Annotated in this window: 19 protein-coding genes; 18 read left to right on the top strand and 1 reads right to left on the bottom strand. The window is 40.3% G+C overall.

The annotated features are described in order from the left end of the window. From KJS42_RS05075 to KJS42_RS05010, 14 genes are all read left to right on the top strand, one after another. Complete coding sequence (locus KJS42_RS05075; protein WP_213622190.1) at positions 1–1,221, top strand: ComFC family protein; 1,221 nt, start codon at positions 1–3, stop codon at positions 1,219–1,221. Positions 1,222–1,336: 115 nt separating this feature from the next. Then, positions 1,337–1,756, top strand: coding sequence for a TIGR03826 family flagellar region protein (locus tag KJS42_RS05070; protein ID WP_155608238.1), 420 nt, complete (start codon positions 1,337–1,339; stop codon positions 1,754–1,756). A gap of 129 nt (positions 1,757–1,885) precedes the next feature. Further along, positions 1,886–2,170 carry a flagellar biosynthesis anti-sigma factor FlgM gene (gene flgM / locus KJS42_RS05065; protein WP_193418026.1) on the top strand — a complete coding sequence of 95 codons (285 nt, stop codon included), beginning with the start codon at positions 1,886–1,888 and terminating at the stop codon, positions 2,168–2,170. Between the two features lie 12 nt (positions 2,171–2,182). Then, a complete protein-coding gene (locus tag KJS42_RS05060) occupies positions 2,183–2,683 on the top strand; it encodes a flagellar protein FlgN (protein WP_213622189.1) in 501 nt (166 codons plus the stop codon). Positions 2,684–2,707: 24 nt separating this feature from the next. Further along, positions 2,708–4,264, top strand: coding sequence for a flagellar hook-associated protein FlgK (gene flgK, locus KJS42_RS05055; protein ID WP_213622188.1), 1,557 nt, complete (start codon positions 2,708–2,710; stop codon positions 4,262–4,264). Positions 4,265–4,330: 66 nt separating this feature from the next. Further along, on the top strand, positions 4,331–5,236 hold the full coding sequence (flgL, locus tag KJS42_RS05050) for a flagellar hook-associated protein FlgL (RefSeq protein ID WP_213622187.1): 906 nt from the start codon (positions 4,331–4,333) through the stop codon (positions 5,234–5,236). Positions 5,237–5,301: 65 nt separating this feature from the next. Continuing rightward, positions 5,302–5,700 carry a flagellar assembly protein FliW gene (gene fliW, locus KJS42_RS05045; protein WP_213622186.1) on the top strand — a complete coding sequence of 133 codons (399 nt, stop codon included), beginning with the start codon at positions 5,302–5,304 and terminating at the stop codon, positions 5,698–5,700. A gap of 33 nt (positions 5,701–5,733) precedes the next feature. Continuing rightward, on the top strand, positions 5,734–5,958 hold the full coding sequence (gene csrA, locus KJS42_RS05040; protein ID WP_213622519.1) for a carbon storage regulator CsrA: 225 nt from the start codon (positions 5,734–5,736) through the stop codon (positions 5,956–5,958). Positions 5,959–6,084: 126 nt separating this feature from the next. After that, complete coding sequence (locus KJS42_RS05035) at positions 6,085–6,882, top strand: flagellin N-terminal helical domain-containing protein (RefSeq protein WP_213622185.1); 798 nt, start codon at positions 6,085–6,087, stop codon at positions 6,880–6,882. 72 nt (positions 6,883–6,954) lie between these two features. Continuing rightward, positions 6,955–8,007 carry a tetratricopeptide repeat-containing glycosyltransferase family 2 protein gene (locus KJS42_RS05030; RefSeq protein WP_213622184.1) on the top strand — a complete coding sequence of 351 codons (1,053 nt, stop codon included), beginning with the start codon at positions 6,955–6,957 and terminating at the stop codon, positions 8,005–8,007. Between the two features lie 66 nt (positions 8,008–8,073). Then, positions 8,074–9,525 carry a flagellar filament capping protein FliD gene (gene fliD / locus KJS42_RS05025; RefSeq protein WP_213622183.1) on the top strand — a complete coding sequence of 484 codons (1,452 nt, stop codon included), beginning with the start codon at positions 8,074–8,076 and terminating at the stop codon, positions 9,523–9,525. Between the two features lie 14 nt (positions 9,526–9,539). After that, entirely contained in the window at positions 9,540–9,911 is a 372-nt protein-coding gene (locus tag KJS42_RS05020; RefSeq protein WP_213622182.1) for a flagellar protein FlaG, read from the top strand. Positions 9,912–9,919: 8 nt separating this feature from the next. Continuing rightward, positions 9,920–10,312, top strand: coding sequence for a flagellar export chaperone FliS (fliS, locus tag KJS42_RS05015; protein WP_213622181.1), 393 nt, complete (start codon positions 9,920–9,922; stop codon positions 10,310–10,312). Next, on the top strand, positions 10,309–10,668 hold the full coding sequence (locus KJS42_RS05010; RefSeq protein WP_213622180.1) for a hypothetical protein: 360 nt from the start codon (positions 10,309–10,311) through the stop codon (positions 10,666–10,668). The genes fliS and KJS42_RS05010 overlap by 4 nt, the downstream gene beginning before the upstream one ends. A gap of 32 nt (positions 10,669–10,700) precedes the next feature. On the opposite strand, the gene KJS42_RS05005 is transcribed toward KJS42_RS05010, so the two are convergent. After that, positions 10,701–12,623 carry a glycosyltransferase family 2 protein gene (locus KJS42_RS05005; protein WP_213622179.1) on the bottom strand — a complete coding sequence of 641 codons (1,923 nt, stop codon included), beginning with the start codon at positions 12,621–12,623 and terminating at the stop codon, positions 10,701–10,703. A gap of 157 nt (positions 12,624–12,780) precedes the next feature. Between KJS42_RS05005 and KJS42_RS05000 the strand changes: the two genes are divergently transcribed. Genes KJS42_RS05000 through KJS42_RS04985 form a run of 4 tightly spaced genes read left to right on the top strand, consistent with a single transcriptional unit; the run spans position 12,781 to position 19,244 of the window. After that, the gene (locus KJS42_RS05000; RefSeq protein ID WP_213622178.1) at positions 12,781–13,968 is read left to right on the top strand and encodes an SGNH/GDSL hydrolase family protein; all 1,188 of its coding nucleotides are present in this window, start codon (positions 12,781–12,783) and stop codon (positions 13,966–13,968) included. A gap of 2 nt (positions 13,969–13,970) precedes the next feature. After that, on the top strand, positions 13,971–16,061 hold the full coding sequence (locus KJS42_RS04995) for a glycosyltransferase (protein ID WP_213622177.1): 2,091 nt from the start codon (positions 13,971–13,973) through the stop codon (positions 16,059–16,061). Next, positions 16,058–17,830 (top strand): glycosyltransferase, encoded by a 1,773-nt coding sequence (locus tag KJS42_RS04990; RefSeq protein ID WP_213622176.1) that lies wholly within the window; start codon positions 16,058–16,060, stop codon positions 17,828–17,830. Before KJS42_RS04995 ends, KJS42_RS04990 begins: the two co-directional genes overlap by 4 nt. Next, entirely contained in the window at positions 17,799–19,244 is a 1,446-nt protein-coding gene (locus tag KJS42_RS04985) for a glycosyltransferase family protein (RefSeq protein WP_213622175.1), read from the top strand. Before KJS42_RS04990 ends, KJS42_RS04985 begins: the two co-directional genes overlap by 32 nt. Positions 19,245–19,252 lie beyond the last annotated feature (8 nt).

Genomic DNA, 19,252 nt, shown 5'->3' with positions numbered 1-19,252 from the left:
ATGATGAAGTCATCCCTGAGTGTTGCGAATCGCGGGCCACGGACGAGAGGCCGTAATTGGGATCGGGCAAAGATTTCCCGGATTCCCCAGCAAAGTCCCTATGTACTGTCCAGCGGCAGGTTTTTCCCGGGTCAAGTGGATGGTGATGCGTTTGCCGAGAATAGGTACATCCCGAATCGAGCGCTACAGGGCGGGAGGTCTGTTTCAGCAAAAAAAAGGGGACAAACGGCGAATGGCGTCCATTCTGCGGATGATTTCTTATCAAATTCCTTGTCCTCGAGTATTTACAGCTTCTATGAGGGGAAAGGCTTTACCTGGACCCGCTTACTATCCCCGCTACATCAATTGCTGGCGCCACCCGCAATTCCCTGTTTGGCCTGTGGCAAGACGATTTCCGACCGCGTGCGGGGCTACCCGGAAATTTGCTTGTCCTGCTATATCTCGATTCCGTGGATCAAAAGCCCTCGCTGCCGGATCTGCGGCCGACAAGTGGGCTGCCCGGACTGTACCCGTTCGGGTCAAGCTCCCCGCAGTTTTGTGATGAATCGGAGCGCTGTCGCCTACAGTCCGGCCATGCGCGAGTGGCTTGCGCAATACAAATACCGCGGCAATGAGGCGTACGGTGCTGTCCTGGCACGAATGACAGGAATGGCTTACCGGCGGATGATCAAAGAACTAGATGAAGCCGGCTATAGTGGCAACGGGCATGGCAACAACGGAACTCCCTTTCGTTTCCATGCCGTAACCGCCGTCCCGGTCAGCAGCGACCGTATGCAGGAACGGGGGTTTAATCAAGCCGCCCGGTTGGCCTATGGGGCTGCGTCCGCAGGACAAATTCCCCTGTTGAACCTGCTGGAACGTTCCCGGCATACCGAAAAGCAAAGCTTCAAAACCCGCTGGGAACGCCTGCACGATCTGCATGATGTGTTCCAGCCTACAGCCCAGGCAGCGGACAAGTTGTTAGCAGCAGTAGATGCCGTGAAACGGAATCGGAGTAACCCCTCCGCTTGGTCGGTAACCTGGCTTCCTCAAGCTGTGAAGCCGGATCCTTTTGCCCGAATTTTGCCCGATTCTTCACCCGAACCGGTACGTCTGTTGCTGGTAGATGACGTATATACGACAGGGAGTACGCTGGAGGCCTGCTCCCGGATACTGCATGAGATCTGCGAGCGAATCGGGCGACGCGCCGAAATTTATTGTTTGACTTGGGCCCGATCTTAACCTAATTTCTTACAAATTTCTGCAATTCTGTTGACAAAGATATAGACGAATCCCCCTCAAATAAGGTAATCTAGCATCAAATGATGATTTAGAGAAAGGACGTAAGAGCATGGGGTTGAATCTTGCGAATTGTCCACGTTGCGGAAGATTGTTTGCCAACAATTTCAGAGACATTTGTCCTTCTTGCATAAAAGAAATCGAAGATGAGTACGAGAAGTGCTTGAAGTTTTTGCGTGAGGAGAAGCTGGCTACGATTCAAGACGTCTCCGACGGTACGGGAGTTTCCATCCGACAAATCACCAAGTTCATCAAGGAGGGGCGTATTTCGGTTGCCAACAACCCGAATATGATGTACCCCTGCGAGGTGTGCGGCGTGCTGATTCGGGACGGGAATATGTGCGATTCCTGCCGTAACCGGTTAACCCGTGATCTTGCGGCCGCTGCTAAGGATGAATCCGGGAAGAAGTCGGGTCCCGACGATAGAACCGGTAGCGGTGCTTATAGCGCCGTCGACAAATTCCGTAGTCCCAAATGACTAAAACCGTGATTCTTTGGCATAATATTCTCAAACATCCAATGCTTCGCTATTAAAAATGATTTCAAAGCCGCCGATAAACTTAGTAAAGATTATCGGCTTTTTCTATTTGGAAGGAAGGTGGAACCCATGAAAATTAATGAAACCGGACGGGTTGGAGCCATCAATAACTATCAACGCCAGGTTGAATCTCAACATAAAGATACAGGCAGCAAAGCTCGCCGTAAGGATGAAGTATCCATTTCGGCGGAAGCCAAGGAACTGCTGAAGGCGCAGGAGGTTGGATTTAATCCTGAGCGGGCTCAGCGGATCGAGGATTTGAAGACGCAAGTCTCCTCGGGTACTTATCACGTGGAAGCCGGCAAAATCGCTGACAAGCTTGCTCCGTACTTCAAGTCTTTTCTGAACGAGTAATAGGAGGCGGCTATGGCTATAAAACGACTGATTGATGCGTTGAATCAACTGGTTGATGTCCATCAAACCATGTTAGCGTCGGGACAGGCCAAGAAGGAAGCCATCATGAAGGACGACATCGAGTCCTTGATTCAAATCATGAATCAGGAGTCCCGGGTGATGAAGCGGATTGCCGCTTTGGAGGAAGAACGGGTTGCTGCCTGCCAAGTTTTTTTGCAGGAAAAGGGGATTAAGTCGGCGCTTAACTTGACCATTACAGAGCTGGCTCGGCTTGTGTTTGATCCCGAGGAGAAGAAAGCTCTATTGCATACGCAAAAAGCGTTATCCAAGACGCTGAATGAGTTAAAATTCATTAACGATTTGAATCAGAAGTTGATTGAGCAATCGCTCGCATTCGTCAATTATTCGATGGATTTGTTAGGGGCTTCGCCGATGCAGGAGGCAACCTACAAACCGCCGACAGATAAACCGACAGGCTCCAAGGGGCCGGGCTTTTTTGATGCTCGGGCTTAGCAGTAAGCCGACAAGGAGGAACTTATGACATCGACATTCCATTCGCTCGAAACCGCGAAGCGAAGCTTGTTTACACAGACGATGGCTCTAAATACAACCGGCCATAATATCGCGAACGCCAACACGGACGGTTATTCCCGACAAACGGTGAAAATGAGCGCGGCCCGTCCTTTGGAAGCTTACGGAATCAACCGTTCTGTAAATCCGGGGCAATTGGGTACCGGGGTGGAAGTCGTTTCGGTTGAACGGATCCGGGAACAGTTCTTGGACGAGCAATTCCGCAATGAAAATAAATCGCTTGGCGCTTGGAATATCCAATACGACACGCTCGATAAGCTGCAAACGATTATTAACGAGCCTTCCGATACTGGAATCAGCGCACTCGTAAATAATTTCTGGAAAGCATGGTCCGACTTGAGTAAGGACCCTGAGAACATCACGAACCGGAAAATCGTCAAGGAAACGACCCTCGCTCTGACGGATGCATTGAACCATACCAGCAAACAGCTTAGCGATTTGAATTCCGACTTGACGAACAACGTCGCAGTGAACGCGTCTGATATGAACTCGATCCTCTCTTCGATCGGTGACTTGAACCGGCAGATCACCCGGATCGAAAGCTTGGGCGATAAAGCTAACGACCTTCGGGACCAACGGGATTTGCTGACGGATCAACTGTCCAACTTGGTCAATGTCGAGGTGACTGAGCTTCCGGAAGGCTATCAGATTACTATGGGCGGACAAGTATTGGTTGCGGGTGAGAACCCGACGCCAATCACGGCTGACTTTTTGCAGAATGCCTATGCTGCGGGAACACTAAACAACGGCGAGATTTATGGGATGATCTATTCCCGCGACACCTATGTTCAGGATTATCAGAGCCAGCTTGATCAATTTGCGAATACGTTGGTCAACGGGGATATTACCGTAACCATTCCGGCTGGGGCGATTTTACCGGAAGGTACGGTCATCGGTACGCAAACCTTCTCGGGACCTACCCGTACACTGGCTGATGACCTGACCGTGACCATTAAAGGCATTAACGCACTGCACAAGCTCGGTTACAGCGCGAATGATGGAGCTCCTGTCCCTGGTGGCGATTTCTTTGCAGCCAAAGACGGCGGAACAGCGATCACGGCCGGCAATATCACCATGAGTCAGGCGATTTTGGACGATCCCAGCTTGATTGCAACCTCGCTGAGAACCACTGGTTCCGGCACCACGGAAACGGTGGTCAAAGGGAACAACGGTCTAGCGTTGATCATGGCCGATCTCAAGGACGTGAAGTTCACCTTCGGCGGTGGCCAAACGGCAACATCCACGATTGACGACTACTTCAAGGCCATCGTTGGACAAGTCGGTGTACAAGCGAATGAAGCCAAACGACAAGCCGACAACGCGCTGATCCTAACCGACCAGGTGAACGCCAAACGCCAATCGGTCAGCGGCGTCTCCCTCGACGAGGAAATGTCGAACATGATGATGTTCCAGCACGCCTACTCCGCAGCCGCGCGCTTCATGACAACCTTCGACGAAGTGTTGAACAAGCTGATTAACGGCACCGGTGTGGTAGGACGTTAAATGATATAAATGATTTTTGATAGTATTCAAGCCTAACATGTTTCGCAAGCTAAGGAGGTTGAATCAATGGCTTTACGCGTCACATCCAATATGATGAGCAACCAGGTGCTTCGCAACCTGAATCGCAACCTAAACAAAATGTCCGAACAGCAAAATCAGCTGTCCACCGGACGTAAAATCAATAAACCTTCCGACGATCCCGTCGGCGTAACCTACGCGCTCCGCTATCGTTCCGAGTTATCGGCGAACGACCAGTACCAAAAAAATGTGGATACAGCATTAAGTTGGCTGGATATGACAGATACTTCGATGTCACAGGCGGAAAGCATTATGGAAAGGTTGAAGGAACTAACAGTAAAGGCAAGTAGTGGTACAAATCCCCAGAATGCATTGGATAGTATCTCGGCCGAAATTCAACAACTTAAGGTCCAATTATCCGATATTGGGAATTCTCAAATAAACGGGAAATATATTTTTAATGGGCAAACCTATGACATAAAGCCATATAATTCTATTGATCCAGCTTCAGTAGTGACTGATCCTGGTAGTGTGGAGTATGCTGTTGGACAAGGAATTTTATTCCAAATTAACACAACGGGGAATGAGTTTTTCGGAAATAACGGAGAGCAAGATAACGTATTTAGTATAATAGATCGATTAACTACGGCTATGAGCGGTACTAGCAGCAGCAATTTTGATGATATCGCAAAGGAACTTAGCAATATCGACTCAAGAACAAATAAAATGTTAGCGGTTCATGCAGAAACAGGTGCTAGAACGAATCGCGTCGAACTAATGGAAAGTAGACTTTACAATGAGGAATATAGCCTTACAGAGCTACAAACTAAGACAGAAGATGCCGATATTGCTGATTTAACAATAAAGGCAAGTGTGTCATCTAATATATATCAAGCCTCATTAGCTGCAGGTGCTAAGATTATTACTCCTACACTAATTGATTTTATACGTTGAAATACTTTGTTAACAGGCTATGGACTCGAAGTTCGTAGCCTTGCTTATTATTAGGAGGAACATATATGGACTTAAGTGTGATTCATGGACAAAAAATATCGATGAACGGCTCGCTTCTAGGATTTGAATATCTGAATGAGTTTACAATATTTCCTTTTGAAGAAAACCCAATGTTTGCACTCCTTCAATCTGACGAAGATGATTTTATTGGTTTTATTGTAGCGACACCCTTCAGCCTTTTTGAAACATATCAATTTGAAATATCGGATATTGATAAAGAACGGATTAATTTGGAAAACTCTGAAGATGCTTTAGTGCTTGGAATCTTAACGATTGGTGAGAAGTTTGAGGAGTCTACCATGAATTTAGTAGCTCCTATCGTAGTTAACATAAAAAATATGAAGGGAATTCAGTTGGTATTACCACCAACATACGAGTATATTACGAAAGCGCCTATTAGCTAATAAACACTTGAAGGAAGGTGGTGGTCCTTGTTTATGTTGATACTAACTCGCAAAAAAGGTCAGTCAATTATTATCAATGATGATATAGAAATAATTATTACTGCTATTGATGGTGATCAAGTAAAAATAGGAATAAATGCACCTGCAGACGTTCTGGTGTATCGTAAAGAAGTGATCGAATCCATTCGAGATAGCAATAGGGCGGCTATTGTCTCGCAGGCAAACCTGGATATGCTAAAAAAAATGATGAAAAAGTAAAAAAACGACAGGATTATTTTGTGATTTGTATTAAAAAACTAAAAATACTGCCGATATAATATATGTGGGTGCACCACAATTCCACACGGAAGTGGAAAATTATATATTTCAGGGAGGAAAATATCAATGATTATCAACCACAATCTTAACGCGATGAACGCTCATCGCAACCTGCAATCCAGCAACATTGCTCAAGGCAAATCTAGTGAGAAATTGTCTTCCGGTTACAAAGTAAACCGTGCAGCTGACGACGCTGCTGGCCTCTCGATTTCCGAGAAAATGCGCACGCAAATCCGTGCATTGAGCCAAGCTCAGTCAAACGTACAAGATGGTATTTCGATGGTACAAACGGCTGAAGGCGCAATGAATGAAGTATCCGATATGTTGTCCCGTATGAAAGAATTGGCTGTTAAGGCAGCTAACGGAACATACAATGCTTCGGATACTGCAGCAATCAATGATGAGTACAAAGCATTGGGAACTGCAATCGACAACGTTGCTAATAAGACAACTTTTAACGGTATTACTTTGTTGAATGGCGCCGTAGCTTCTAAAAATATTCAAATGGGTGACAACTCCGGAGACACGATTACTGTAACATTGGCCGATATTAAGTTGGCTACTCTTGCCGTAGGTACTGATGCAGCCGCAGCTGGCGCCATGGGCTTGATTGATACGGCTATCGGTAAAGTAAACACTGCCCGTTCCGCATTTGGTGCCGTTCAAAACCAAATGGAACATACGTTCAACAACTTGGGCGCTACTACGGAGAACCTGCAATCTGCTGAGTCCCGTATCCGTGACACCGATATGGCTAAAGAAATGATGAACTACACCAAGTTGAACATTCTTCAACAAGCTTCTACGTCTATGCTTGCCCAAGCAAACCAAGCACCTCAAGGTGTTCTTCAATTGCTTCGTTAATTTTTTCCGAAATCATTATAGAAGCCCATTACATCGTAATGGGCTTCTGTTTTTAAGAAGAAGGAGTTATCCATGCGTATTAGTGTTTGTATAATTGTCAGAGATGAGGAAACAAAAATTGCAGACACCTTAAGTTGTATTCCGAGCGGTTATGAGATTGTTATACTGGATACTGGATCTGTCGATAGAACTAAAGAAATAGCTCGGAGTTTTGGTGCCCAGATCTTTGATTTTATGTGGTGCGACGATTTCGCAATTGCTCGAAATAAAGCTTGCTCTTACGCTAGTGGAGATTATATTTTAATGATTGATGCGGACGAGCACTTAGTGCCTGGAGCTGATATGATCATTCAACAATTTATCTCAGATCATTTTGATATTCCTGGAGCCGTACTTATCGAGAATCAAATCGGTAATGAAGTGATGCGACATCGTATGGTTCGTTTCTTTCCTAATAACCGAAAGTTTTATTTCAAAGGAATTGTTCATGAGCTACTGTATGTCGAGGATAAACCGGCTCCATATTTACCTATGCCATTAGTCTTGCAACATTTTGGCTATGGGGAAGAGGAGTACCAAGAAAAAAACAAGTTTGAGCGATATATTGAGTTATATCGAAAACATCTAGAACAATCCCCAAATGATGGTTATATGCTTTACCAAGCAGGAAAACTGTATTATTCCGTAAAGAGATATGAGGATGCCGAGGAATTTCTGATAAGAAGCTATGAACAACAGGAGCGCGACCGACTTTATTTTCCTGTGATGATTGTAATGCTGGGTTATATATGGAAGGAGTTGGGGCGGCCAATCGAAGCAAACGAACTTCTCAAGGAGTATCAGTTTGATTATCCTGATTTTCCGGATATCCCTTTCTTAAGAGGTCTCCTAGCTATGGATTTGGGTGATCTACCAGCTATTGAACAGTCATTTCTTCAAGCATTGGAAATAGGGGAAACAACAAAATTTACTTCGGTAAGTGGTGTAGGCTCTTATAAAGCGGCTTACAATTTAGGATTGTTCTATGAATTGACGGGTCGAGTAGTGGAGGCAAAGACATGCTACACGACAGGAGCTAATTATTCGTTTGCACCTGCAATAGAGAGACTAGGTTTTTTACAGTAGATCTTTAAATAAACGAGTAAAATATCGATAAATATGATATAAGGTTTGATTTGGGGAGGCGAAACGATGCCAATAAGAATAACTGGTATGGGCTCAGGACTCGATATTGATAAGTTGGTAACGGATTTGATGAAGGCTGAAAGAATGCCGCTTGATACTCTTAAACAGAAAAAGACAAAGATAACCTGGGCTAGTGATCTATATCGGGAGATCAATACAAAAATGAGTACATTAAAAAACGCTCTCGATAAAATTAAATTAACTGCGGATTGGAAGGACTATAAGGCAACTTCCAGTAATGAGTATGCAGTGACGGCTACTTCGGCAGCTGGTGTGCCTGTTGGGAGTCATTCCGTAGAAGTAAAACAGTTAGCTAAGGGAGCAACGATTACAGGTAATGCTCTGGCTAGTTCTTTTGATCCTAAAACTCCATTAGGAGTGGAAGGAACCTTAACAATTGCAGGTGTGGAAACCCCGATTGCTTATAGTGCGAATGATACATTGACGGATATTATGAATCGGGTCAACTCTTCATCGAGCGGGGTGAAGATGGCTTATGATGAGCTAAAGAAACAAATTTCAGTTGTTACTAAAGAAACCGGTTCAGCGGTAACCTTAAGTATTTCTGATTCAAAAACAACGGATACAGGACCCGTCCCCGGTGACTTGTTTGCGAAGATAGGCATTACTTCCACCGCTGCAACGGGGCAAGATGCTGAAGTCATTATTGATGGAACAACAGTTAAACCATCTAAGAACACCTTTACGGCTAACGGGATCACTTATACATTCAAACAAGAGAATACGACCTCAACCATTCAAATTTCTGGCGATAATGAAGGAATGGTAAAACAGATCAAAGATTTTGTGGAGCAATACAATTCAACCATTGAGTTGCTGAATCAAAGGGTCAAAGAGAAAAAGTATCGCAACTTTGAGCCGCTGACAGACGACCAAAAGACCGATATGAAAGAGGCCGACATTACCAATTGGGAGAGTAAAGCTAAGAGCGGGCTGTTAGGAAATGACGATATATTAAACACGGCATTAAGAGGAATGCGAGATATTATTAACGATACGGTTTCATCACTTCCATCAGAGTATAATGCGCTATTTAAAGTTGGTATCTCAACTATGCCCTATAACTCAAACTCTCCTAATGACTCCGGGAAATTAATGATTGATGAAGAGGCCTTGAAAAAAGCCATATCCGAGGATGCGGGGAGCGTAGTTGGTCTATTCTCAAATTATCCGGAAGGCATCGCCAATAAATTAAGTAAAAGAGTAAACGATAGTATGACTCAATTGGTTGATAAAGCTGGGGGGGCTGGAACCCCTTCAGATAGTGTAACGACAACATTAGGCTTACGAATTAATGATATGAATAAAAAAATCGAGACCCTCAATGATAGAATTTCAAGTCGTGAAGAATACTATTATAAGATGTTTGCTGCGATGGATTCTGCTGTTGCCAGTAATAACTCTCAACTAAATTGGTTGATGCAAAATATGGGTTGAAAGAAGGGAACTTGATGGATAATAGAGTTAGTCCGTCAATATCCAATAGTAGAGCATTTACCACCTTAGAGAGTAACACCAGCAATTTGGATAATGTACGGACAAAAGAGGCAATTTCTAGTACGGATTTGTTGCACAAAAAGGCCTGGGAGTTAACTATTCCTGATGCTGCTTTTCAACGAGCTCTTGAGAAAGTTAATAAGGCACTTCAAGGAATCGATACCAAATTAGAATATAGTGTACACGAAAAGTCAGGCGAAATTATGGTTAAAGTGATCAATCAAGAAACAAATGAGGTTCTTCGTGAAATTCCTCCTGAAAAGTTTTTAGATCTGGTTGTAAAGCTACAAGAATTATCCGGAATATTTATTGATGAAAAGAGGTAATAGCCTTGATGGGTCAACAGGCACAAGAAACGTATTTGCGAATGCAAGTGCAAACGGCCGCTCCTTGGGAATTGACAACTATGCTATTTAATGGAAGTATCAAGTTCATGAAGCAGGCCAAACTTGCTATCGAAAATAAAGATTACGAATCCAAAAATGCGAATATCAAGAAGACTATAGATATTCTTGATGAATTGTTGATCACTTTAAATCATAGTTATGACATTTCCAAACAACTACAGGCTCTTTATAACTATATGAAGGAACGATTGTTCCTGGCTAATACGAAACTATCAAATGATTATATTGAGGAATGTATTGATCTGATGGTGGAATTAAGAGATACATGGGTTCAGGCAATGAAAGGAATGGCTACAACCTCTGCGAAGGTACACTCATGATGGATGAAGATATGTTATCGAAACTGCATCGTATGAGGGATATTTCGATTGAATTATGTCAAATAGATCTTGATGATGAAGCGAGCTTTCAGGTGATTATCAAATTGCAAGAAGAACAAGTATCCTTAAGAGAGATGCTCAATGGGTTGATTTCTAATTATCGAAACGTTGATCAAATCCAACAATTATTTATAGAGTGTTACGAGTATGAGAAGGAACTCCAACAAAAAATACTACAGAAACGCCTTTTTGCGGAAGAACAAATAGATAAAATCCGTGCAGGGGCACTTTCCAAAAATGTGTACTCTGGTTATTTCCGACAGCCTGAAGGCTATTTTTTTGATAGTCGTAACTAAAATAAAGAGAAGCAGCTACGAGCTGCTTCTCTTTATATCTTTATGTTTCTAAATTGAGGGAAACGGCGGTAGTACTGTTCAATCATTTCGGCTTTGACTTTCGGGTTTTGCATGGAAATGACCAGAGGGTACAACTCATGGTTATAGGGTGAATTGTCAATCGCCTCACTGAAATACTGCATAGCTTCGATATCATTACTTATGGATAAATAGTAAAATCCTATATTCATATAGCCCAGGAATTCAAGTTGATTCTGTTGTAACAATGCCGAATAGTAATCAAATGCCAATTGAAATTGGTGACAGTAGAAGAAGTAGTTACCTAGCTGGTTGGCCAAGGTATTATAGTGCGATGAGAAATTTTTGATTAATTTATCATATTCCTCATAATACCCGGATTTAAATAGATCAATTAAGATTTGAACGATGAAGTCAATATTGATCGAATTTGAACTACTATCTCCTGTGTTTTTTATTAGTAAATACAAGTCTTTGATATCGTATTGATTATCTTCTGTTTCAATCAAATGGTTTAGAAATGACTCATCCTCCCATAAACAATAAGCAACCCCAATAAGACGATTATGATACCCGGGGTCAGAGATTTGATCGCCCTTGGACAAGTATTCAACGAAGGCCTCTTTCTGATTTGAAACCAAAGCATAGTGCATATGGTAATTTGAAGGAATAATGACTCCTTTAGCAATGCATTCTTCATAAAATAAATTTGACAATTGTGGATTCCCAATTAGCAAACTTGCTTGTAGTAAGCGGATGGAACCTTTTGAGGGATTTTCGTTTGCGTACAATTTTTTTATCAAACCGTATATAGAAGGGAGTTCATCAGTTATAAGTAATATGTTAATCAATTGTTGTAAATGGATTAGTTCATTATTCCGCAACTCAATTAGTTTAATTAGAATTTTTACCGCATTCGAATGATCCAGCGTCCTAAGATATATTTCTTTTAGCCCTGTATAACACAAAATACTACAGTTTGGTGAAATCACCCAGTAGTTTTGCTTTAATTCGGACAACTTCTGTGCGATATCTAATCCCTGTTTGTACAAAGCTACGGCATGATTATAATAACCTAAATAATGATAGTAACTTCCCTTTAAATAAATGAAATCCACACAGTTTGGCCAACGATGAATACTATCTTCTAGTATGTCTAAGGCCTCTTTTATGTTTCCACTTTGAGCCAGTAAAGTGATTATTTTGTACTTACAATGTAAAATAAAGGATCTTGATTGGGCTCGTTTCGAGTCTGCACGTCTGTAATAATATAGTGCCTTCTTTTTATCACCCAAAGCGTCATATTCATTACCAAGAGTAAAATAGTCATATTCATCAAGTTTCTTGTTCTTCTTCATTTCCTCAAATATAGCTAAATTACGTTCACGCTTATTCTTACTTATGACGGTTTCATTTGTATAGCCGGTGTGGTAAATCTTGCATTCCATTCTCTCTACAAACAATTCACCCTGAGTCCACTTGATTTGTTCATGAATTGGATTGTGAAATGCAACTTGCGGGTGATTCGAAAACAAACGAATAGCAAATGACTCTATTAGATTCTCTGTAGAAGTTCCCTTACCGGTAAAGTTGTAGATAGGCATGATGAACCCTAGAGGATCAGAGCTTTCATGGTTGCGAAGTTCTTCTAAAATAATGGGGTGCTCCTCCGGCACAATATACTCATCTGCATCAAGGATGAGGATCCATTTACCAGTGGCTTTCTTCAAAGCCTCATTCCTAGCAGCCGAAAAATCATTGATCCATTGAAAATCGAAAATATGGTCAGTAAACGAGCGAGCAATCTCTTTAGTACGATCTATTGACCCGGTGTCTATAATAATAATTTCATCTGCTAGACCTTTGACACTTTCAAGACAGCGTGCAATGACGTTCTCTTCATTTTTAACAATCATACATAACGACAAAAAAGGCACAATTTACCTCCTCCACAAACTCATGCTGCTTATTTAGTATATCGGAAAAAAGTGAATATGGAATAAGGAAAAAACATACATGGAATGCTTGCTTTAGATTCCTTCGACTTTGGCCGATATATTAATTATCCTAGAATAAAGAGGCGAGTTAAGGAATATGGAGAGGATCTTAATTTTTGGAGATAGTTTTTCATTGCCTCGGTTTTATGAAAACACTTCTATTTTAGAAACGCGATACCAGGATACATATCCTGAATTTCTTAGAGTTTTGATTGAGGAAAGTGATTTTCATACAAAGCCTACTTTATTGAATTTTTCACAGCATGCTAACAATACGATGTTTCTAATAAGAGAAGCTCCACGCCTAGTATCACTATATGAACCAGATATCATTATTATTCAACTTGGTCTAGTAGATTGTTGGGAGAGAAAGCCCGAGCATCAAGCAATATACCCAGAGTTGAACGGCAAGAATCCTTGGATTACTGAAGATGAGTTTTATAAGAATATTATTACATTCATCGAATGGTGCATATCGTCTCCGTATCGTCAAGTAAAAAACATAATACTTTGCAATATTCCCAGAGTTAGTGAAGACCAATACCAAAAGCATTTAGGAAGTTTAGAACGTACTATTAAATATAATCAATTGTTAGAGGAGATTAAGAAAATATCAGACGTTTTTGTTTTGGATATGTATTCTTTGTATGCTGCACAAGATGCAAACGAAATATTGATTAGTGACGGTATCCATCCAAATCAAAAAGGTGGACAAATTATCGCTGGTGCGATTTTTAATAAACTCCATGAAATTGATATTGAGGGAAGAGCTTTGGGGGTTGCATTAGAAATAATTTCGAACGGTCAGATGGTTGATGGAATTAATGCCCTAAATAGCATTAGGAACAATAATAAGTATTCTCTTAAAATTAATTATTATCTTTCACTGACATATTTCGAGTATGGGGATGTTCAGACTGCCCAACAAATTATTGATGAATGTTTACAAAATGTGAATATTTTATTTGATCAAGATTATGCCAGTAGAATTTATCAACTTAAGGGAAATTGCTTTATTATGATGAATTTTATGAGTTCTGCAGTTGATAGCTTTTGTAGATCATTAATTTATAACGAGAGAAACAATGAAGCGTTTTATCAACTTTTTGAGATATTATGTGTATATGAAAAGTCTGAAGTCGTTTTTGATTTTTTTACAAAAAAATTTAAGGTAACTCCTGATAAGTGCCAAATTATTAGCCAAATATACACAGATCATGGCCAAATGAGTGAAGGTAATCGCTATATAGGGATCGCCCATAACAGCCAAGGCAAGGAGGCTTAATTATGAAAACTAGTATAGTAATCGCGACTTATAATAAACTGGAATACACTCAGGAATGCATAAAAAGTATTCGGAGTTACACAGAATTTGGTTCATATGAAATCATTGTAGTTGATAATCATTCGACAGACGGATCGGTTGAATGGTTAAAACAACAAGAGGATATTTTATTAATCATAAATCATGATAATTTGGGCTTTCCCAAAGCCTGTAATCAAGGAATTGAGGCATCCACTGGTGATAACGTTCTTCTTCTTAATAACGATACCATTGTAACTAATGATTGGTTGATGAATATGGTTACTGCATTGTACAGTGCTCCGGACATCGGCGCGGTTAGTACGGTCACTAACAACTGTTCGAACCACCAATCCATTCGCGTTGATTATGAAACTCTAGAGGAAATGCAGTTATTCGCCGAGGATTACAATGTTTCAGATTCTTCTAAATGGGAAGAGAGAGCAAGGCTAATTGGCTATAACTTGCTAATTAAAAAGAAGGTATTACTTGAGGTAGGATTACTTGACGAGCTTTTTACTCCTGGAAACTATGAAGACGATGATTTGTGTATCCGTATACGGTTGGCAGGTTACCGTTTGCTGCTTTGCAAAGACACATTCATTCATCATTTCGGTAGTATGTCTTTTAAAACAGATATTGATGCATATAGAGAGTTACTTAACAGAAACCAAGCTAAGTTTGCAAGCAAATGGGGGTTTGCGCCAGAGGTTTTAGCTGCATTAGACTATAATATTATCGAATTGTTAACCGCTCGGAAAGAGGAAGAAGTTCGCATTCTTGAGGTAGGGTGCGGATGCGGAACTAATTTCATTGAAATTAAGAACAGGTTTTCTAACGCGAAATTATTTGGTTTAGAGAATAATCCAAACGCTGCCCAAGTTGCTGCTACTCATGCAATTATCAATAACTCTGATGTGTTCGAACGAACCTTTGACTATATCTTATTAAATGAATGCAGTCCATTAACGGCTGAAGAAGAGATTCAAACGTATAAAAGAATGCTGAGTGATTACGGCGAAATAATAATTAAAGCCCCTAATCTGTTATCCTACACGGTATTACAAAACATTATTAACGACAGATTATCCATTGAACGTTACCGTTCCTTCTCCCCTCAAGAGCTATTAGGTATTATTAATTCATCAGCATTTCCTCAATATGAAATCATTAAAGTTCCATCTGTTGGAACGGTGGATAATGGATATGTTGAGAAAATAATTGCACTGAGTGATTTTAAGGACAAAGAAGTCCATATGATTTCCCAGTTTATAGTGAAACTCCAGAACTACTCGTTGACAGATGACATAAAGAGAAGCATCAATCAGTTGCTTCTTCAGATTGATATACCATATTATTCGAAACGTCTACTTAGCCAACAAGCGGAGCAGGTGATTCAAGTAATAATTGAACAAGACGAATCACAAGTTATCCAGTTGCTTAATTATGTTGGAATGTGTATCTTAGAGGTTTCTTCGACCCGGGAGGCACTTCCTTATTTAAATAAAGCTTTTGAGATGGATCCGGTAAATTCAACTACTCTATTGAACTTGGGTATTGCAATGTATTTGGATCAAAACTATGAATTAGCCTTAGAATGGCTAGGCCTTATTACAGAAAAGAATGCAACCATTAATGAATGGATCCGGCGGATAACACAAGAAACAAATCATAGTAAAAATGATCGTGGTTTGCAATTTTTGGTCCATAGAATTGAGTTTGAATTAGATTATGCGGATAGTTTAAACCAATTAATAAGTCATTTTATAGATCATGAGTATTCAACTGAAGAAATTGTAACTTTGATAGAAAATAATAGTGTGAATAAACCAAGTGTTATTAATAAAATATCTATTCACTGCCATGAGATTAATAAAATGGAACTGGTCATCCCTTTACTTCAAAAGTCATTAGAGCTAGATCCCAAAAAAATTGAAACATTACGTTTCATGGGTAAGGTCTTATTTGAAATGAATGAGTTTAATCTTGCTTATGAAGTTTTATCTCAGTTAGCGACAAAAGACGATGAGGTGAAAGTTATGATAGCTGCAGCTAAGGAGGCTATGGGCCGGTGAGTAAAAAAAAATTTAGTTTTATTTTTGTAATAAGTGATGAAGAAGTATATGAGGAGTCAAGGTGTTACCTTAACCGGTTACGCATTCCAGATGGAGTTGAGGTGGAGGTTCATGAATTAAGAGCTGTAAAAAATTTGCCTCTTGCGCTTAATCATGCAATGCATCGTTCAGATGCAAAATACAAGGTGTATCTACAGGATTATTTGTTTATTGTAAACCCCAATTTTATCGAAGAGGTAATAAAGCGGTTTGAATCATCTCCCGAACTCGGAATCATGGGGATGGTAGGAACCAATCACCCTTCACTAACAGGGAAAGTTTTTGAGTCCTATCAATTGGTTGGCAACATAATCGAAAGAGAAGCGGGCACGATTCAACTAAAAAGGTTTAATGGAGAATTCACTAAACCGATTAAGCTCCTAGATGGAAAAATACTGATTACCCAATATGACTTGCCATGGAGGGAAGATATTCTCACCTCGTCAGAGTATTTAGGTGAATCACAAAGTTTAGAATTTACGAAAAGTGGGTTTAAAGCTGCCGTATTTAATCAAAATGAGGATTATTTTTTCTATGATCCTGATTTTATAGAGCTTCAAGATTTATCAGAACCAGTACAAGGCAAATTTCTAAGCGAATATTATTCGCTTTTATTTCCGAAGGTTAGCGTTTTGATACCGACCTATAACCGTCCTTATTATTTTGAACAAGCCTTACAAAGTGTTCTTACTCAAACGTATAAACACGTTGAAATCATTGTTTGTGACGACAGCACAAATGATGAAACCCAAAAATTAATAGATTACTATACACAAATATACCCTAATATCGTGTATAAAAAAAATCCGAAAAATCTAGGACAGTTTAACAATGATCTTCAATGTATGGAGCTTTCTAGTGGTGATTTTATCAATTTCTTAATGGATGATGATCTATTCCATCCCCAGAAAATTGAGAAGATGATGGCTTATTATATGCAAGATATTAATGATGAAGTGAATTTGATTACCTCTCATCGACACCTGATTGATGCAGAAGGTAATATACTTCACAATAGAAAAGTGACTAAGAGAGCTTTTGAACAGGACACGTTACTAAATGGAATAGAATTTGCTGATTACGCACTTAAATATAATTGGAACTTTATTGGTGAGCCTACCACCGTACTTTTTCGAAAAAGTGCATTAAACAGTCCCTTTGGAACTTTTTGCGGGAGGGAATATGGGTGTAACGTAGATATGGCAACTTGGCTGACCTTGCTGTCAGAGGGAAAAGCTATATATATTTCAGAAACTTTAAGTTATTTCCGAGAACATTCTAATCAGCAACTACAATCCAATTTAATGAAATTGATGGGGGCAACTGATTATGCACATGAAATTTTAGCGGCCCCATCAAAAGGATACTTAAGTCAACTAGAAGATTTGTTATATGCTATGGAATTTTGTTTTGAATACTCATCTAAAACATTTGATAGTTTAGATGAGGTTTATATTAATCATCCAATATACAGCGAATTGAATCAGTATATTTTGCAATTAAAATTGAAATATTCAGAGACTTTAATAAAGCAAAGGCAGCATTATAAAGAAGAATTGGAACGTGTGGAGCAACTTTTATCTAAATTTGAAGAAAATGAGAAAATCTCTGATGAGTATGGAAGACTACTTATGCTTTACGAAATCCTTAGCATAAAAATTGATATGTACGAATCGGATCGTAATCGGGGGACTCAAAGTGCAATTAATGAAGAATCAAGAAAGATTTGACAGACTTTTTGAGCAGGCTGTCCGACATTATAGTATCTCCAATTATGAATCAGCTGTTTTGTGGGCTAAAGCTGCTGCATCAAGTGCATGGTATGCCCATCCAGGTTTCTATGTTCATCGTGAGCTTGAGGAAATGCTCCAAGATATATCAGCAACACTTCCCAATAGAGTTTATGACTGGAGTTTACCGGTAAATCCAAAATGTTCGAAAAGGTTCCTTCATGTTATAACACAGGCCTACCCGACTGGGGGGCATACTCGGTTGGTAGAGAGATTGATTCATAAAGCTCCTGATGGGGATCAACATTCAATTATTTTTCTCGATCAAAAAGGTGCGATTCCCTCCTGGTTAATCGATGCAGCTAGCGAGAAGAATGGATCTCATATTGTAATCCCTCAAGAGTATTCAGTTATTGAAAAAGCTACTTATTTACGAGATGTCGCTTACCGGTGGGCTGATACTGTTTACCTGCATATACACCCTGATGACCCGATTGCTAACTTGGCTTTTGGTGTTGAAGGAGGACCGCCGGTTATTTTGGTGAATCACTCTGATCACTCGTTTGGTCTAGGGTACAGTATAGCCGATCTTGTTTCCGATGGTAGAATCTCATCACAGCAAATTTCTTATGATAGAAGGCATGTTAGAAAATCCGGGATTTTAGGAGTCCCATTACTTCCCGTCGAATTCAATCTTTCTAAAAGAGATTGTAAAGCCCGACTCGGAATAGACGAAAATACTATCGTGTTACTTAGCATTGGTGCTTCTTATAAATATACACCTTATGAAAATTTGGATTTTCCTAACGCAATAACTAAAGTTTTACTAGCCCATGAGAAAGTGGTTATGATCGTGATAGGTCCATCGCCGAGTGATTCAATCTGGGATGGAGCAATCCAAAGTGTACAGGGGAAATTGAGAGTAGTGGGCGTGAAAAATGATATCTCTGATTATTATGGAGCGGCTGATATATATCTGAGTAGTTTCCCTTTCGGTTCATTCACTGCTGAGTTAGATGCTGCTTTGAGGGGGATTCCGGTGATTCGCCCTTATAGTCCAATCTCGGATATGATGGTATTACAACAATATGAAGGGATGAATGAATGTCCATTAAATATTGAAGACTATTGTGCCATAGTTTCTAGTTTTATAACAAATTCATCTCTCAGAGAGTATAGTGGAAACTTGCAACAAAGGTCAGTTAGTTATTATCATTTGGGGGATGGTTGGAATAAAGGGCTAGAACATTTACTTAATAGTTTACCTGCTTCACACCGAGTTGGATTCAGCGAAGATCGAAGTAGTGAGACAGAGCTAATCAATGAATATGAGTTTATCTGGGCAGAAATACAAGCCGTACATCTTGGTAAAGAACTAGTATCAAGCTTAATTCAAATTTCGGGTAGACTCTAGGGGATGCA

The sequence above is a fragment of the Paenibacillus sp. J53TS2 genome (assembly GCF_018403305.1).
GTDB classification, from domain to species: domain Bacteria; phylum Bacillota; class Bacilli; order Paenibacillales; family Paenibacillaceae; genus Fontibacillus; species Fontibacillus rhizolycopersici.
The sequence above is the reverse complement of the archived record's forward strand: the minus strand, read 5'-3'. Positions and strand labels throughout refer to the sequence as shown.

What these genes read in the sequence shown, in the direction of transcription:
- KJS42_RS05075 (WP_213622190.1), top strand. Translation starts at nt 1, where the DNA reads ATGATGAAGTCATCCCTGAGTGTTGCGAATCGCGGGCCACGGACGAGA.
- flgM (WP_193418026.1), top strand. Translation starts at nt 1,886, where the DNA reads ATGAAAATTAATGAAACCGGACGGGTTGGAGCCATCAATAACTATCAA.
- KJS42_RS05060 (WP_213622189.1), top strand. Translation starts at nt 2,183, where the DNA reads ATGGCTATAAAACGACTGATTGATGCGTTGAATCAACTGGTTGATGTC.
- flgK (WP_213622188.1), top strand. Translation starts at nt 2,708, where the DNA reads ATGACATCGACATTCCATTCGCTCGAAACCGCGAAGCGAAGCTTGTTT.
- flgL (WP_213622187.1), top strand. Translation starts at nt 4,331, where the DNA reads ATGGCTTTACGCGTCACATCCAATATGATGAGCAACCAGGTGCTTCGC.
- fliW (WP_213622186.1), top strand. Translation starts at nt 5,302, where the DNA reads ATGGACTTAAGTGTGATTCATGGACAAAAAATATCGATGAACGGCTCG.
- csrA (WP_213622519.1), top strand. Translation starts at nt 5,734, where the DNA reads ATGTTGATACTAACTCGCAAAAAAGGTCAGTCAATTATTATCAATGAT.
- KJS42_RS05035 (WP_213622185.1), top strand. Translation starts at nt 6,085, where the DNA reads ATGATTATCAACCACAATCTTAACGCGATGAACGCTCATCGCAACCTG.
- KJS42_RS05030 (WP_213622184.1), top strand. Translation starts at nt 6,955, where the DNA reads ATGCGTATTAGTGTTTGTATAATTGTCAGAGATGAGGAAACAAAAATT.
- fliD (WP_213622183.1), top strand. Translation starts at nt 8,074, where the DNA reads ATGCCAATAAGAATAACTGGTATGGGCTCAGGACTCGATATTGATAAG.
- KJS42_RS05020 (WP_213622182.1), top strand. Translation starts at nt 9,540, where the DNA reads ATGGATAATAGAGTTAGTCCGTCAATATCCAATAGTAGAGCATTTACC.
- fliS (WP_213622181.1), top strand. Translation starts at nt 9,920, where the DNA reads ATGGGTCAACAGGCACAAGAAACGTATTTGCGAATGCAAGTGCAAACG.
- KJS42_RS05010 (WP_213622180.1), top strand. Translation starts at nt 10,309, where the DNA reads ATGATGGATGAAGATATGTTATCGAAACTGCATCGTATGAGGGATATT.
- KJS42_RS05000 (WP_213622178.1), top strand. Translation starts at nt 12,781, where the DNA reads ATGGAGAGGATCTTAATTTTTGGAGATAGTTTTTCATTGCCTCGGTTT.
- KJS42_RS04995 (WP_213622177.1), top strand. Translation starts at nt 13,971, where the DNA reads ATGAAAACTAGTATAGTAATCGCGACTTATAATAAACTGGAATACACT.